10 protein-coding genes are annotated in these 14,210 nt (G+C 73.6%); 8 read left to right on the forward strand and 2 right to left on the reverse strand.

Annotated elements, in window-relative coordinates; genetic code table 11:
- Positions 1–46: 46 nt before the first annotated feature.
- Entirely contained in the window at positions 47–1,063 is a 1,017-nt protein-coding gene (locus ABNF97_RS02510) for a LacI family DNA-binding transcriptional regulator (RefSeq protein WP_502930434.1), read from the reverse strand.
- Positions 1,064–1,448: 385 nt separating this feature from the next.
- On the opposite strand from ABNF97_RS02510, the gene ABNF97_RS02515 reads away from it, so the two are divergent.
- From ABNF97_RS02515 to ABNF97_RS02550, 8 genes are all read left to right on the forward strand, one after another.
- Positions 1,449–2,810 carry a GlnX family signal transduction membrane protein gene (locus ABNF97_RS02515; RefSeq protein WP_130462882.1) on the forward strand — a complete coding sequence of 454 codons (1,362 nt, stop codon included), beginning with the start codon at positions 1,449–1,451 and terminating at the stop codon, positions 2,808–2,810.
- Positions 2,807–3,799 carry a transporter substrate-binding domain-containing protein gene (locus ABNF97_RS02520; protein ID WP_130462883.1) on the forward strand — a complete coding sequence of 331 codons (993 nt, stop codon included), beginning with the start codon at positions 2,807–2,809 and terminating at the stop codon, positions 3,797–3,799. Before ABNF97_RS02515 ends, ABNF97_RS02520 begins: the two co-directional genes overlap by 4 nt.
- A 91-nt stretch (positions 3,800–3,890) precedes the next feature.
- Positions 3,891–5,243, forward strand: a complete 1,353-nt coding sequence (locus tag ABNF97_RS02525; protein WP_349337508.1) for a hypothetical protein — start codon at positions 3,891–3,893, stop codon at positions 5,241–5,243.
- Positions 5,240–7,876, forward strand: a complete 2,637-nt coding sequence (locus tag ABNF97_RS02530; protein WP_130462885.1) for a tetratricopeptide repeat protein — start codon at positions 5,240–5,242, stop codon at positions 7,874–7,876. The genes ABNF97_RS02525 and ABNF97_RS02530 overlap by 4 nt, the downstream gene beginning before the upstream one ends.
- Entirely contained in the window at positions 7,873–9,462 is a 1,590-nt protein-coding gene (locus ABNF97_RS02535; RefSeq protein ID WP_349337509.1) for a PP2C family protein-serine/threonine phosphatase, read from the forward strand. Before ABNF97_RS02530 ends, ABNF97_RS02535 begins: the two co-directional genes overlap by 4 nt.
- The gene (locus tag ABNF97_RS02540) at positions 9,459–10,751 is read left to right on the forward strand and encodes a vWA domain-containing protein (RefSeq protein ID WP_130462887.1); all 1,293 of its coding nucleotides are present in this window, start codon (positions 9,459–9,461) and stop codon (positions 10,749–10,751) included. The genes ABNF97_RS02535 and ABNF97_RS02540 overlap by 4 nt, the downstream gene beginning before the upstream one ends.
- 4 nt (positions 10,752–10,755) lie before the next feature.
- Positions 10,756–11,508 (forward strand): FHA domain-containing protein, encoded by a 753-nt coding sequence (locus ABNF97_RS02545; RefSeq protein WP_349337510.1) that lies wholly within the window; start codon positions 10,756–10,758, stop codon positions 11,506–11,508.
- Positions 11,509–11,640: 132 nt separating this feature from the next.
- Positions 11,641–13,518, forward strand: coding sequence for a Xaa-Pro dipeptidyl-peptidase (locus ABNF97_RS02550; protein ID WP_349337511.1), 1,878 nt, complete (start codon positions 11,641–11,643; stop codon positions 13,516–13,518).
- Positions 13,519–13,625: 107 nt separating this feature from the next.
- Here ABNF97_RS02550 and ABNF97_RS02555 read toward each other — a convergent pair whose 3' ends face one another.
- Entirely contained in the window at positions 13,626–13,997 is a 372-nt protein-coding gene (locus ABNF97_RS02555) for an FKBP-type peptidyl-prolyl cis-trans isomerase (RefSeq protein ID WP_130462889.1), read from the reverse strand.
- Positions 13,998–14,210 lie beyond the last annotated feature (213 nt).

Raw genomic sequence — 14,210 nt, forward strand, 5'->3', positions numbered from 1 at the left:
GGTCCGCACTCCGGCCCGCCGCCCGGGAAGTCCTGGCCCTGCCGGGTCAGCTCCGTCCGGCCGGCGGAGCGGCGGCGCTCTGCCGGATCACCAGGGTCGGCTCGATCGGGGTGGTGCTGGACAGCACGGGGAGCGGCCCCTCCGCCCGGCTGGTGGCGTCGAGCAGTTGCAGCAGGGTCGCCATGCCGCGCCGGCCCACCTCGTCGAAGTCCTGCCGGACGGTGGTCAGCGGCGGAAGCATGAACTCCGCCTCGGGGATGTCGTCGAAGGCCACCACGCTGATGTCGGCCGGCACCCGGACGCCCCGCTCGTGCAGGGCGCGCAGCAGGCCGAGCGCCATCTGGTCGTTGGCGACGAAGACCGCGGTGACGTCGGGGTTGCCGGCCAGCGCGGTACCCGCGGCGTACCCGGACCGGGCGCTCCAGTCGCCGGAGATGATCGGCGGTACGGCGGCGTCGGCCTCCTCCAGGGTCTGCCGCCAGCCGATGATCCGGTCACCCGCCTCCAGCCAGTCGCTCGGCCCGGAGACGTGCCACACGGTGCGGTGCCCGAGGTCGAGGAGGTGTCGGACGGCGAGCCGGGCCCCGGCCACCTGGTCCACCGAGACGGACGGCAGTCCGCTGTCCTGGCCGGCCTCCACCGCCACCGCAGCCATCCCCCGGGGCAGGCTGTGCAGCGCGGCGGCGGCGGCCATCTGCGGTGCGATGATGATGACCCCGTCCACGCCCTGGCCGTCGAGCGCCTCGACGGCGCTGAGTACGCCACGGCGGTCGACCTTCTCCAGGGTCACGATGCTGACCCCGTAACCGGCGGCCCGGGCGGCGCGTTCGATGCCGAGCAGCGTCGAGGCCGGGCCGTACAGGATGGTGTCGAAACTCACCACGCCGAGCACCCGGGACCGGCGGCTGGCCAGGGCTCGGGCCATCGCGTTGGGCCGGTAGCTCAGCTCGGCCATCGCCCGGACCACCCGGTCCCGGGTCTCCGGCCGGACCCGTGGATGGCCGTTGATCACCCGGGAGACCGTCTGGTGTGACACTCCGGCGAGCCGGGCCACGTCGGTCATCACCGCCGGGCGTCCGGTCCGCGACGGCGTGGTCACGTGGTCTTCCTCCGCCAGCACAATCCCGCTACCACCTTCCACCCCCGCCGGCGACGCCGGACATCCGACTTAGGTTAGCCCCATCAGCCTGGTCGACGGTCGCGACGGCGCGCCTTCGGCCAGGTTACGTTTCCGGTCCACCCGGCCGGCGGTCGTCCCCGGTCCGGTCGATTCCCCGGGCCGGCGGGCGGACCCGGCGCGCCCGATCCCGGTCCGCCCCGCCCGGCCGGCGGGCCGCCCCCCACCGGTTGAGCGGATTGGTTACCTTGAAGCCGGTCGTTTCAAGATCTGACCGCCGGAGCCATGTCCGGTGCGGCGGGATCCCGGTGCGGTGTTGGGGAGGTTTCGGGTGGGTTCGCACGGGTCGGCGGTGGCTGCCCCGCCAGGCCGGTTGGCCGTTCCGCCGCAGCCCCGCCCGCCGGACCTGCTCCGCCGGGCCACCACACCGTTGCGGCGTACACCCGGCCGACTCACTGCGATCCTGGCCGGAGTGGTCGTGCTCGGCCTGCTCACCGGGCTGGTGGCGTTCGTCGGTGTACGGCAGCGGGCGGACCTGGTCCGGGGCGTCACCGCCCGCAGCGGCGAGCTGGCGGTGGCGGCACAGAGCCTCTACCGCGCTCTCTCCGACGCCGACGCCACCGCCGCGAGCGCCTTCCTCTCCAACGGTCTGGAACCGCCCGCGCTGCGTGACCGCTACCTGCGTGACCTGGCCGACGCGGCCTCGGCGCTGACCGTCGTCTCGGCCGCCGTCTCGGACGACAGCCGGGGTGCGGCGGCGGTCGCCCGGATCACCGCACGGCTTCCGGTCTACAGCGGCCTGGTGGAGACCGCCCGGACCTACAACCGGCAGGGTCTGCCGCTCGGCGTCGCCTATCTGCAGGAGGCCTCCGGCCTGATGCGTGACGAACTGCTGCCGGCCGCCCAGGAGCTCTACGCGACCGCCTCGTCCGAGTTGGACGAGGCGCGGGACCGGGCGGCCGGCTTTCCCTGGGTCGCGGTGCTGCTCGCCGTCCTCACCCTGGCGGCGCTGGCACTGGCGCAGGTCCACCTGACCCGGCGAACCAACCGGCTGCTCAACGTCGGACTTCTGGTCGGCACCGGTGCGACGGTGCTGCTGACGGTCTGGCTGGCCGGGTCGGCGCTGGTCGCGGCCGGAAACCTGCGGGACAGCCGGGACGACGGTTCCGACCAGGTCAATCTCCTGGCCGAGGCGCGGATCGCCGGGTTGCAGGCCCGTGCCGACGAGGCACTGACCCTGGTCGCCCGGGGCAACGGCGCGGCGTTCGAGGAGAACTACGGCGTCGTGATGGAGCGACTCGCCGGCACCGACGGCTCGGGCGGGCTGCTGGCGCAGGCCCGGGCGGCCGCGTCGGACGACACCACCCGGCAGGCGGTCGACGCCGCCATCGCCCGCAGCAAGGACTGGTCGGCGGCGCACCGCAACGTGCGGGCCCTCGACGACGGCGGCGAGTACGCCAAGGCGGTGGCCGCCACGGTGGGCGCCGGCGAGCAGACCACGGCCGCCATCTTCAACGAGTTCGACGAGGCGCTGGCCCTGGCCATCAACCACAACGGGGAACGGTTCGAACGCGAGGCGGTCGGCGCCGGCCGGGCTCTGACCGGGGTCGACGTCGGTATCGTCGGGCTGACCCTCGTCATGCTGGTCGGGGCCGCGGTGGGCATGCAGCGGCGGATTGTGGAGTACCGATGAGACACCGGCATCTCGCCGGCCGGCTCCTTGCCGGCGTCCTCGTGCTGGTCTGCACGGTTGGTCTCGCCGGATGCGGCACGGGCGAAGAGGCGCTTCCCGACAACCAGATCGCGGCGGACCCGCCCCGGCCGGTCGGCATGCAGGACCCGGCGGTCGTGCCGAGCGGTCCGGCGGCCTCGTCCGGGTCCTGCAACCCCCGGGCCAGCCTCCGGCCGTCCGGTAGCCTGCCCCGTCCCCGGCAGATGCCGCCGGGCACCGCGATGGAGAAGATCGTCCAGCGTGGACGGTTGATCGTCGGGGTCGACCAGAACAGCTACCAGTTCGGTTTCCGTGACCCGCAGACCGGCCAACTCACCGGCTTCGACGTCGACATCGCCCGGGAGATCGCCAGGGGCCTCTTCGGCGACCCGGGCCGGATCCAGTTCCGGGCGATCAGCTCGGCCGACCGGATAAAGGTGGTCAAGGACGGCACCGTCGACATGGTGGTCCGGACCATGACGATGAACTGCGAACGCTGGCAGGAAGTCAGCTTCTCCACGGAGTACTTCACCGCCGGCCAGCGCGTCCTGGTCACCCGCGGCTCCGGCGTGAAGACCATCGACGACCTGCGTGGCAAGAAGGTCTGCGCGGCGGCCGGCAGCACCTCGATCCGGAACATCGCGCGAAGGGGCACGGTGCCGGTCTCGGTGGTCAACTGGACGGACTGTCTGGTACTGCTCCAGCAGAACCAGGTCGTCGCGGTCTCCACCGACGACAGCATCCTGGTGGGGCTCGCCGCGCAGGACCCGAACACCGAGGTCGTCGGCCCGCGGTTCAGCGACGAGCCGTACGGGGTGGCGATCTCCCGGGACTCGCCGGAGCTGGTCCGGTTCGTCAACGGCGTGTTGGCAAAGATCCGGTCCGACGGGACCTGGACCCGGCTCTACACCCGATGGTTGACGTCGCTGGGTCCGGCCCCGGCGCCACCGGTCGCGCGTTACCGGGACTAGCGTGGCTCGTGGACCTTCCAGCGCAGTCGCCGAGCACCGGTGGGCGTCCGGGGACGCTGGCCGGCACGGCCAGACCCCGACAGCCGCGCCGATGACCGTGCCGCCGCCGTCGCCGATGGGTCGAGCCGAGGTCGACCAGGTGCTCGGCGCGCTCGGCGCGGCACACGACAGGGCCTCGGCCGCGATGTACGCCCTGGACGGCCGGCCCGAGCTGGTCCTGTTGCGGGACTCCCGGACGGCCGGGGAGACTGCGCGGGTCGCCGGCGACGTGCTCGCCCGGACCGGCGCACTCTGGTCCCAGTTCGCCGCCTTCGGGGTGCTGCTGGCCCAGGCCCGCGAGGTGCGCGCCCGGCGGACCCGACCCGGCGAGACCGAGCTGCGGGAACTCGGCGATCTGCTCGGGGCTGCGGTGGTCGCGCTCGACGTCGACGGGACGGTACTCGACGATCCGGCCGGCACACCGGCACAGCGGCTCCGGCTGATCGAACTCGCCCGTCGGATCGAGGCCGAGGCGGCCGCGCTCTCCGGGGCACTCGCCGGCCTGGAGTCCGCGCGGGCCCGGCTCGCCGGACGGTTCGCGCAGCTCACCGACGCGCTGCACCGGCTGCGGGCCGAGGCCGTCGGGTTGACCGGGCCGGGAGGACGAGGCGACGAGCCGGTCCCGCCCGCTGCCGGTCCTGTCTGGCCGGCTGCTCCCGTTGCGACTCCGGTGACCGGATCGCGGGTCGACCCGTCGCCGCACGACGAACTCGATCGGCTCGACCGGGTGGTCGACGAGGCGTACCGGGAGGCGCTTGCCGACCCGATCGGCGCGTCCGGGAGCGGACCGGCCGCGACCACGGTGCGGGACCGGCTGCGGCGGTTCGAGGCCGAGGTCGCCGCCCTGGCGGGCCGGCTCGCCGACCTGACCGAGGTACGCGACGGCTACCCGGGACGGATCGTCCGGTTGGCGAGCGCACTGGACGAACTCACCACCGCGGCCGCCGGGACCGCCCGCGCGCACGCGCTGGCGCGCGCCAAGATCGCCGCTTCCGCGCTACCCGACCTGCCGCCGGATCCGGCTCCGGCGCTGCGTGCCCAGTTGGCGCAGCTCGGCCAGTTGCACCGGGAGCGGCGGTGGAGCCAACTCGGTACGGAACTGGCCGCGCTCGAACGTGGCGTGGCGGACGCCCGGCGCCGGCTGGCCTCCTCGTACGAGGCGGCGGACGGGCTGCTGCTGCGGCGTGCCGAACTGCGGGGCAGGCTCGACGCGTACCGGGCCAAGGCGGGGCGGCTCGGCCTGATCGAGCACCTCGAACTCTCCGCCCGCTACCGGCAGGCCAGCGACCTGCTGTACACCAGCCCGTGTGACCTGTCGGCGGCGACCCGGGCCGTGGTCGCGTACCAGCGTCATCTCAACGACCTCGCCGAGCGCCCGGCGCCCGGTGCGAAGGGATCCTCATGAGCACCCGCTGCCTGCGGCCCGGTTGCCCCGGCTCCTACCTGCCCGACGGCTACTGCGACGAGTGCGGTCGGCGGGCACCGGCCGGGTCGGTGGCCGGGCCCGAGGGCACCGGATCGACCGGTACCGGCCCGCTCGGGACGTCCACCGGTGCGGGGCGGGCGTCGGTGCCGGCCGGGACGGGCCGGGTGCCGACCGGCGCCGGACGGGCGTCGGTGCCGGCCGCGGCCGTCGGCCCGTCCACCGGTACCGGGCTGGGCCGGTCGCCGTCCGGGCACGGTCCGGTGCCGTCGGGGCACGGTCCGTCGGGGCACGGTCCGTCGGGGCACGGTCCGTCCGGGCACGGTCCGGTGCCGGGGCAACCCGGAGCACCGGCCGGCCAGGCGTCGGCCTCCACCGGTCCCCGCCCAGGGCCAGGTTCGACCGGGCAGGGGCCGGCGTCGACCGGTACCGGGCGGGGGTCGTCCTCGACCGGATTCGGCACCATGCCGAGCCGAGGGAGCGCGAACTCCGGCTCGCGGGCCTCCAGCCGGTCCCGGAGCGCCTCCCGGGGCGGTCTCGGTGCCGGTCTGGTCGACATCGCCCGGGTGCCGCTGCGCGACCCGGCGACGGCGGTGATGGCCGAGCCGAAGGTCGCCGAGTCTCGACGGTTCTGCGTGAGCTGCGAGAAGCCGGTGGGTCGGGGTCGGGACGACCGACCGGGGCGGGCCGAGGGCTTCTGTCCGCACTGCGGGACCCAGTTCTCCTTCGTGCCCCGACTCGGTCCCGGTGACGTGATCAACCGACGGTACGAGATCCTCGGCGCACTCGCGTACGGCGGACTGGGCTGGATCTATCTCGCCCGGGACCGCAACGTCAGTGACACGGTCAGCGACCGCTGGGTGGTACTCAAGGGCCTGATCAACACCTCGGACGAGGACGCGATGGCCTCCGCCGTCGCGGAGCGCCGCTTCCTGGTCGAACTCGACCACCCCAACATCGTCAAGATCCACGACTTCGTCGAGCACCCCGATCCGCGTACCGGCACCCCGGTCGGTTACATCGTGATGGAGTACGTCGGCGGCCATTCCCTGCGGGACATGCTGATGGCCCGGCGCCGGGAGACCGGGCAGCGCGCGCTGCCGCTGCCCGAGGTGATCGCCTACGGTGTGGAGATCCTGCCGGCCCTGGACTACCTGCACGACCGGAACCTGCTCTTCTGCGACTTCAAGCCGGACAACGTGATCCACGCCGAGGAACAGCTCAAACTCATCGACCTGGGCGCGGTACGCCACGTCGACGACAGCGCCAGCGCGATCTTCGGTACCCCCGGCTACCAGGCGCCGGAGGTCGGCACGCTCGGCCCCTCGGTCGCCTCCGACATCTACACCGTCGGCCGGGCGCTGGCGGTGCTCAGCCTCGACTTCCGCGGCTTCACGACCACGTACGCCGACCGGCTGCCGGACCCGGCGGACGCGCCGCTGCTCGCCGCCGAGATGTCGTACCACCGGTTGCTGCGCCGGGCCACCCACCCCGATCCGGACCGGCGTTTCCAGAGCGCCGGGGAGATGAGCGAGCAACTGCTCGGCGTACTGCGCGAGGTGCTCTCCGCCGCCGACGGGGTGCCCAGGCCGGCGGTGTCCCGGCAATTCACGCCGGAGCGGCGCGCCTTCGGCACCGAGGCCGGTGAGGTCGGCCGGGCGGTGGCGGGCCGGGCCTGGGGCGCCGGCGGCGGGATACCGCCCGGTGCGATCGCCCCGGCGCCGCCGGTGGTCGCCGCCGCGTTGCCGCTGCCGCAGGTCGACGTGCTCGACCCGGGCGCCGGCTTCCTCGCCTCACTCGGCACGACCGACCCGGCGGAACTGGTCCGACAGCTCTCCGCGGCGCCGGTCCGCAGTGTCGAGGTGGCGTTGCGGCTGGCCCGGGCCCGGATCGAGAGCGGTGACCTGGCCGGGGCGGGCGTCGACCTGGACCGGCTGGCTGCGGCCGACCCGTTCGACTGGCGGGTCGACTGGTACCGGGGCCTGGCGGCGTTGACCGCGAACCGGCCCGCCGACGCCCGGGTCGCCTTCGACGCGGTGTACGACGCCCTGCCGGGCGAGCCGGCCGCCCGGCTGGCGCTGGCGGTGAGCGCGGAGTGCACCGGCGACCGGGAGTTGGCGACCCGACTGTACGACCGGGTGTGGCGGGTCGACCGCAGCTACCTGAGTGCCGCGTTCGGGCTGGCCCGGATCCGGTTCCTGGTCGGCGACCGCACGGGGGCGCTCGCCGTACTGGACCAGGTGCCGGACAGCTCCAGCCAGCACGTGGCCGCGCAGGTAGCCGCCGTCCGGGCCAGCCTGCCCGGGCTGGCCGCGGGCACCACCGGCCCGGACGACCTGCAGCGGGCATCCGTCCGGCTGGAGCGGCTCGGTCTGGACGTCGAACGGCAGACCCGGCTCACCATCGAGGTGCTGGAGGTGGCCCTGGCCTGGGTACGGAGCAGACCCGGGGCCACCTCGGGAGCCCGGGTGCTGGGACACGAGCTGTCCGAGCGCGGCCTGCGGTTCGGGCTGGAACGGGCGTACCGGATGCTGGCCCAGCTCTCCCACGACCCGGAGCTGCGGATCGCCCTGGTCGACCACGCGAACGCGGTCCGACCGAGGACTCTGGTGTGACCGCCGTCGGAGCCGGCAGTGCCGGCAGCATGCCGAAGCCCTGTCCCGAGCATGGCGCGCCCGACGACCCGGCACACCGGTACTGCGAGGTCTGCGGTCGGGAGTTGGAACGCGTACCGGTGGGCGAGGTGACCGGGCCGTCCGGCGGGACGAGCACGGCGACCGGCTCGTCCGCCCCGGCCGAGTCGTCCCGGTCGGGCACCGCGACCGCGAGCGGGCGGGCCGAGGTGTCCGGCCCGGTCGGGTCTGCCGAGTCGACCGAACTGCTGCGCCAGGTCGACATCTCCGGGCCGACCTCGCTGTCCCGACTGGAGGCGCTCGCCGGACCGACCGGATCGGCCGGGGCGTCGTCGGCACCATCCGTCGCCCAGGGCCGGCCGGGAGAGCTGGCCGGGTCCGTGCCACCGGCCCCACCGTCCGGGGTTCCCGGCTGGGGTCCGCCCGCGCAGCCGACCGCACCGGCCGGACCGGAGAACCCCGCCGTCCACCCACCGCCGGCCGCACCACCGGGGTGGGCCGGGCCCACGACGCCGCTCACACCGCCGGGGTGGGCCGGGCCTTCGGCACCACCCGCCCCACCCGGCTGGACCGGCCCGGCCGGGTCGGCCGGAGGGGCTGCCACCCCGGGTACGTTCGCCGTCGGGGTGCCGGCGGTTCCCACCGGTCCGCTCGGCCCCTCCGGCTCCTGGCTCTCCTCACGCGCGGTCGGCCAACCCTGTCCGAGCTGCGGTACCCCGCCGTCAGGCGACTCCGGTCACTGTGACCACTGCGGACGACGCTCGTCGGTGGGGCGGGACCGCGCCGACCTGGACCTGGGGGCGGTCGCCGCCGTCACGGACCGGGCCCGGCGGCGACGCAACGAGGACGCGGTCGCGGTCGGCCGGCTGGGTCCGGCCATCGCGGCGGTGGTCTGCGACGGGGTCTCGACATCACTCCGCGCGGACCTCGCGGCGCACGGTGCCGCGGAGGCGGCTCTGGCCACGATGCTCTCCGCGCTGGGCAGCGGTGCCGCCCCACCCGACGCCGTGGTGGCCTCCGGTCGGGCCGGGGCCGAGGCGGCTCGGGCGACCGCCTTGCAGGACGACGGGCAGGTGCCGCCGAGTTGTACCTTCGTCGCCGCCATCGTGACCGCCGGCTCGGTCACGGTCGGTTGGATCGGTGACAGCCGGGCCTACTGGCTCGGTCCCGACGGCGCGGTGCACGAGGCGGTCTGCCTCACCGTGGACGACTCCGTGGTCGGCCAGATCCGGGCCGGGCGGCCGGTGCCGCCCGGCGCCGAGCAGGACCCGACATCCAAGGCGCTGATCCGGTGGCTCGGTGCGGACTCCGGCGACACCGACCCGCAGGTGGTGACGTTCCAGCCCGGGCGGCCGGGGCGGCTGGTGATCTGCTCGGACGGACTCTCGCACTACCTGCCGAACGCCGGGGCGTTGGCGGCCCGGGTGCCGGGGCCGGGCGGTGGCACGCCGATCGCGATCGCCCAGGACCTGACCAGGTTCGCTGCCGAGGCCGGTGGCCACGACAACATCGCCGTGGCGGTGCTGCCGTTTCCGCCTGCCGGAGGGATGCCGGGGGCGGGTACGTGAGCGGAGTACCGCAGTTCGTCGCCGAGGTGGACCACAATGAGTACCTGCCGGCCGGTGGTCAGGTGGTGGACGCGATCCTGACGGTGACCGCCGTCGGTGCGGACCTGCGCAACCCGAGGACCGCACCGACGGCGGCACAGGTGATCATGATCGACACCTCGGGCTCGATGGCGATGCCGCCGACGAAGCTCGCCGAGGCGAAACGGGCCACGGCGGTGGCGATAGACACCCTGCGCGAGAATGTGGCCTTCGCGGTGGTCTCCGGGACAGCGGTCGCCCGGATGGTCTACCCGGCGCAACCGGGAATGGTGCCGGCGAACGCGCAGACCAGGGCGGCGGCGAAGGCGGCGGTGGCCGGGCTGCGAGCCGACGGCGGGACCGCCATCGGTCGCTGGCTGGACCTGGCGAACTGGCTCTTCGCCAGCTGTCCCACCGAGGTCCGGCACGCGATCCTGCTCACCGACGGGCGCAACGAGCACGAGAGGCCCGAAGACCTGCGCCGGATGCTGGCCGCCTGCGAGGGCCGATTCGTCTGCGACAGCCGGGGGATCGGCAGCGGCTGGGTGGCCAGCGAGCTGCGTACCATCGCCTCGGCCCTGCTCGGCACGGCCGACGGCCTGGAGCACCCGGCGCAGTTGCCGGCCGCGTTCCAGGCGATGACCGCGGCCGCGATGGGCAAGCGGGTGGCGGACGTCGCGCTCAGGATCTGGAGTCCGGCCGGATCGACGGTACGCATGGTCAAACAGGTCTTTCCACACGTGCAGGAGTTGACCGCACGCCGCTCGCCGGTCAGCGCCCGGATCGGGGATTACCCGACCGGCGCATGGGGCGCGGAGACCCGCGAATACCACGTGTCGGTGACCCTCGAACCCGACGCGGTCGGCGAGGAGGTGCTGGCCGCCCGGGTCAGCCTGGTCAGCGCCGGCCAGGTACTGACCGAGCGGCTGATCCTGGCCAGGTGGACCGACGACACGGCGCTCTCCACCCGGATCAGCCCTCAGGTGGCGCACTACACCGGGCAGGCCGAACTCGCCGCCGCGATCCAGGAGGGGCTGCGGGCCCGGGAGAGCGGCGACGAGGAGACCGCGACCGCGCGGCTGGGGCGGGCGGTGCAGTTGGCCGCCGAGTCGGGACACGACGAGACCGCGATGCTGCTCGGCCGGATCGTCGACGTCGTCGACGCGCCGACCGGCACGGTACGGCTGAAGCGGCAGGTGGCCGCGTTGGACGCCGAACTGACCGACGTGCGGTCGGTGAAGACGGTGCGGGTGAAGAAGGAGCAGGGGTGAGCCCGTGACCGCGGCGCCCAACACCTGCCCCCGGGGACACGAGTCGTCCACCATGGACTACTGCGACGTCTGCGGGGTACCCATCCCGCCCGCCGGGGTCGACTCGGCTCCCGACCGCCCCGGATCGCTTTCGGCGCCGGGGACCGGCGTACCGGTGGAACCGGCGGGCGGCGGAGCGGAGGCCGCGCGGGAATCGCCGGCACCGCCGTGCCCAACCTGCGGTACGCCTCAGGTGGGCCGATTCTGCGAGGAGGACGGCTACGACTTCCTGCTGGGTCCACCGGTCGACCCTGCCCCGACCGGTACCGCCCCGCCGGCCGGCGGCGATCCGGCCGTTTCCGGACACGGCGCCACCTGGCACCTGCTGGTCGAGGTCGACGCCAGCTATTTCGACCTGGTCAGATCCTCGGGCGGTACGGACGCCGGCAGTCTGACGCTTCCCCGTTTCGTCGTGCCCCGCCGGTTCATCCTGGAGCCCCGGCAGTTGCTGATCGGTCGCCGCAGCCGATCCCGGGGCGTATTTCCGGACGTCGACCTCGTCGGCCCGCCCGAGGATCCCGGGGTCTCTCATCTGCACGCGCTGCTGCTCCCACAGCCGGACGGTTGGGCCATGGTGGACCTGGAGTCCGCCAACGGTACCTGTCTCAACGATCCGTCGACGCCACCGATCGTCGCCAACACACCGGTCCCGCTCGGTGACGGCGACCGCATCTACCTCGGTGCCTGGACCCGACTGACGATCCGGGCCGGCCACTGACTGTCGTACTAGGATGAGTCGTCGATCTCCCCGCTCTCGGCGCCTTCGTCCCGACACTCCCGACACCCTCTGGGGGCGGGCCGCGCGGCGCGGGGCGCCGGACCACGAGGACAGGTCGAGAGGAGCAACGCCATGCCATCAGCGGGTCCCGGGAGGATTCTCGGGGCGTACGTGGTGGGCCTGGCCCTGGTCGCGGCGCCGGTACCGGCCCGCGCCGCCACGGCCGCGCCACCGCCGGAGATCGTCGTGCGGGACGGCATGACCCAGCCGGTCTTCTCCCTCGCCGACGCCATCGAGGAGCGGGTGTGGGTGGAGACCCCGCTCGACACCGACCACGACGGCCGCCGCGACCGGGTGGTGGTGGACATCTCTCGGCCCCGGGAGACCGACTCCGAGGGACTGCGGGTGCCGGTGATCCTGGAGCACTCGCCGTACCGGAAGGGCACCTGGGGCGACGTCCCCTATCCGAGCGTGCTCGTCGACGACCTGCCGCAGAACTCGTCGGCCGGGGCGTCCGCCCGGCGGGCGGAGCAACCCGGCGTCCTGCGGGCCAAGGCCAAGGCCAACCTGCCCGGCCAGCTCGACGACTACTACGTGCCGCGCGGCTACGCGGTGGTGCTGGGACAGAGCATCGGCACCGGTGACTCCGACGGCTGCCCGAGCACCGGTGACTCGGCCGAGACGCTGGGCACCAGGGCGATCATCGACTGGCTGGGCGGGCGGGCCAGGGCGTACGACGCCAGTGGCGCGCCGGTGCGGGCCGGCTGGACCACCGGGGCGGTCGGGATGACCGGCGTCTCCTACAACGGGACCCTGCCGAACATGGTGGCGACCACCGGGGTTCGGGGACTCAGGACGATCGTCCCGGTCGCCGCCATCAGCAACTGGTACGACTACTACCGGGCCAACGGTCTGGTGGTGGCACCCGGCGGATACCAGGGTGAGGATGCCGACATCCTGACCATGTACACCGCCGGACGGGCCCGCTCCGAGGGGACCTGTGCCGACGAGATCGCCGAGATCGCCGAGGAACAGGATCGGGTCACCGGCGACTACAGCCGGTTCTGGCGGGAGCGGGACTATCTGCCCGGGGCGCGCAGGGTCCGGGCCAGCGTCTTCGTCGTACACGGGCTCAACGACTGGAACGTGAAGACCGGCCAGTTCGCCGACTGGTGGGACCAGCTCGACCGGTACGCCGTGCCACGCAAGCTGTGGCTGCACCAGGGCGGCCACGGCGGGCCGGGCAGCGCGGCCACGGTGACGCTGCCGGACGGGCGGTCGTGGAGCTACAAGCAGACCGAGAACCGCTGGTTCGACCACTGGCTGTGGGGCGTCGACAACGGCATCATGGCCGAGCCGAGGGCGGTGGTGCAGCGGGAGGATCGGGTCTACACCACGTACCGGGACTGGCCGGATCCGGGCTCCCGGGAGGTGGCGTTGGGACTCTCGGCGAGCGACGCCACCGCGCCGGGCCGGCTGGTCGGGCACGGTGGGCGGGGCCGCGCAGCGCAGAGCCTGGTCGACTCGGGCCGGACCATCGGCCCGGCCGAACTCGTGGCCGGACCGGACACCGCCAACCCGAACCGGCTGGTCTACACCTCCCCGGCGCTGGACCGGGACGTCCGGATCTCGGGCCGGCCCGAGCTGCGGGTACGGCTCTCCGTCGACAACCGGACCGGCGCGAACCTCACCGGCTACCTGGTCGACTACGGCCCGGCCGGTTCGAACGAGGCGCCGGTGGTGGTCTCCCGGGGTTGGCTGGACCCGCAGAACCGGACCAGCGAGGCGCACGGCCGGCCGCTGCGGCCGGGGCGAATGGCCGACTACCGCTGGTCGATGGAGCCCAAGGACTACGTGTTCGGCTCCGGGCACCGGCTCGGTCTGGTGATCTTCTCCAGCGACCAGGACTACACCCTGTTGCCGCTGCCCGGTACCCGGCTGACGGTACTGCCGACGGCGAGCACCCTGACCCTGCCGGTGGTGGGCGGACGCCCCGCGCTCGGCTTCTGAGCGCGGATCGGGCCGATCAGAATCGCGGGCCCCGGACGCCGACGGCGTCCGGGGCCCTCCGGCCGGGACGAACACACCCCGAACAGGTCAGAACAAGGCAGAATCAGTCAGAACTTCACGTCGACCAGGTCGACCACGAAGACGAGCGTGGCGCCCGGCTTGATCCGGTTGCCGACCCCCTGATTGCCGTAGCCGAGCTGCGGCGGGATCACCAGCTTGCGCCGGCCGCCGACCCGCATTCCCAGTACGCCCCGATCCCAACCCTCGATGACCTTGCCGCCACCTACCGGGAAGCTGAACGGCGAGCCGCGGTTCCACGACGAGTCGAACTCGTCGCCGGTGTCGAACGAGACCCCGACGTAGTGCACCACGGCCCATTGGCCCGGCTGGACCTCCTGGCCCGTCCCGATCGTTATGTCCTCGATGACAAGGTCGGCCGGCGGCGGACCGTCGACCAGACCCACGGTGGGCTTTTCCATCCGGGTACCTTAACGCCGGACCGGGACCGTGATCACTTCCACCCGGTGGGAGTGTCGCAGCAGGTGGGCACCGTCGTTCTCCCGGGGAAACCGGTTGGGCGGTTCGCGCCCGCTGAGCTAGGGTGGCCGGGTGTCTGGCACCTTCCACGCCCTGATCCGCGGGTCCCTGACCGGGACGTGCACCGCTGGTCGGGCGATTCAGCTCCTGCACCG

The organism is Plantactinospora sp. B6F1 (assembly GCF_040120695.1).
Lineage (GTDB): Bacteria > Actinomycetota > Actinomycetes > Mycobacteriales > Micromonosporaceae > Plantactinospora.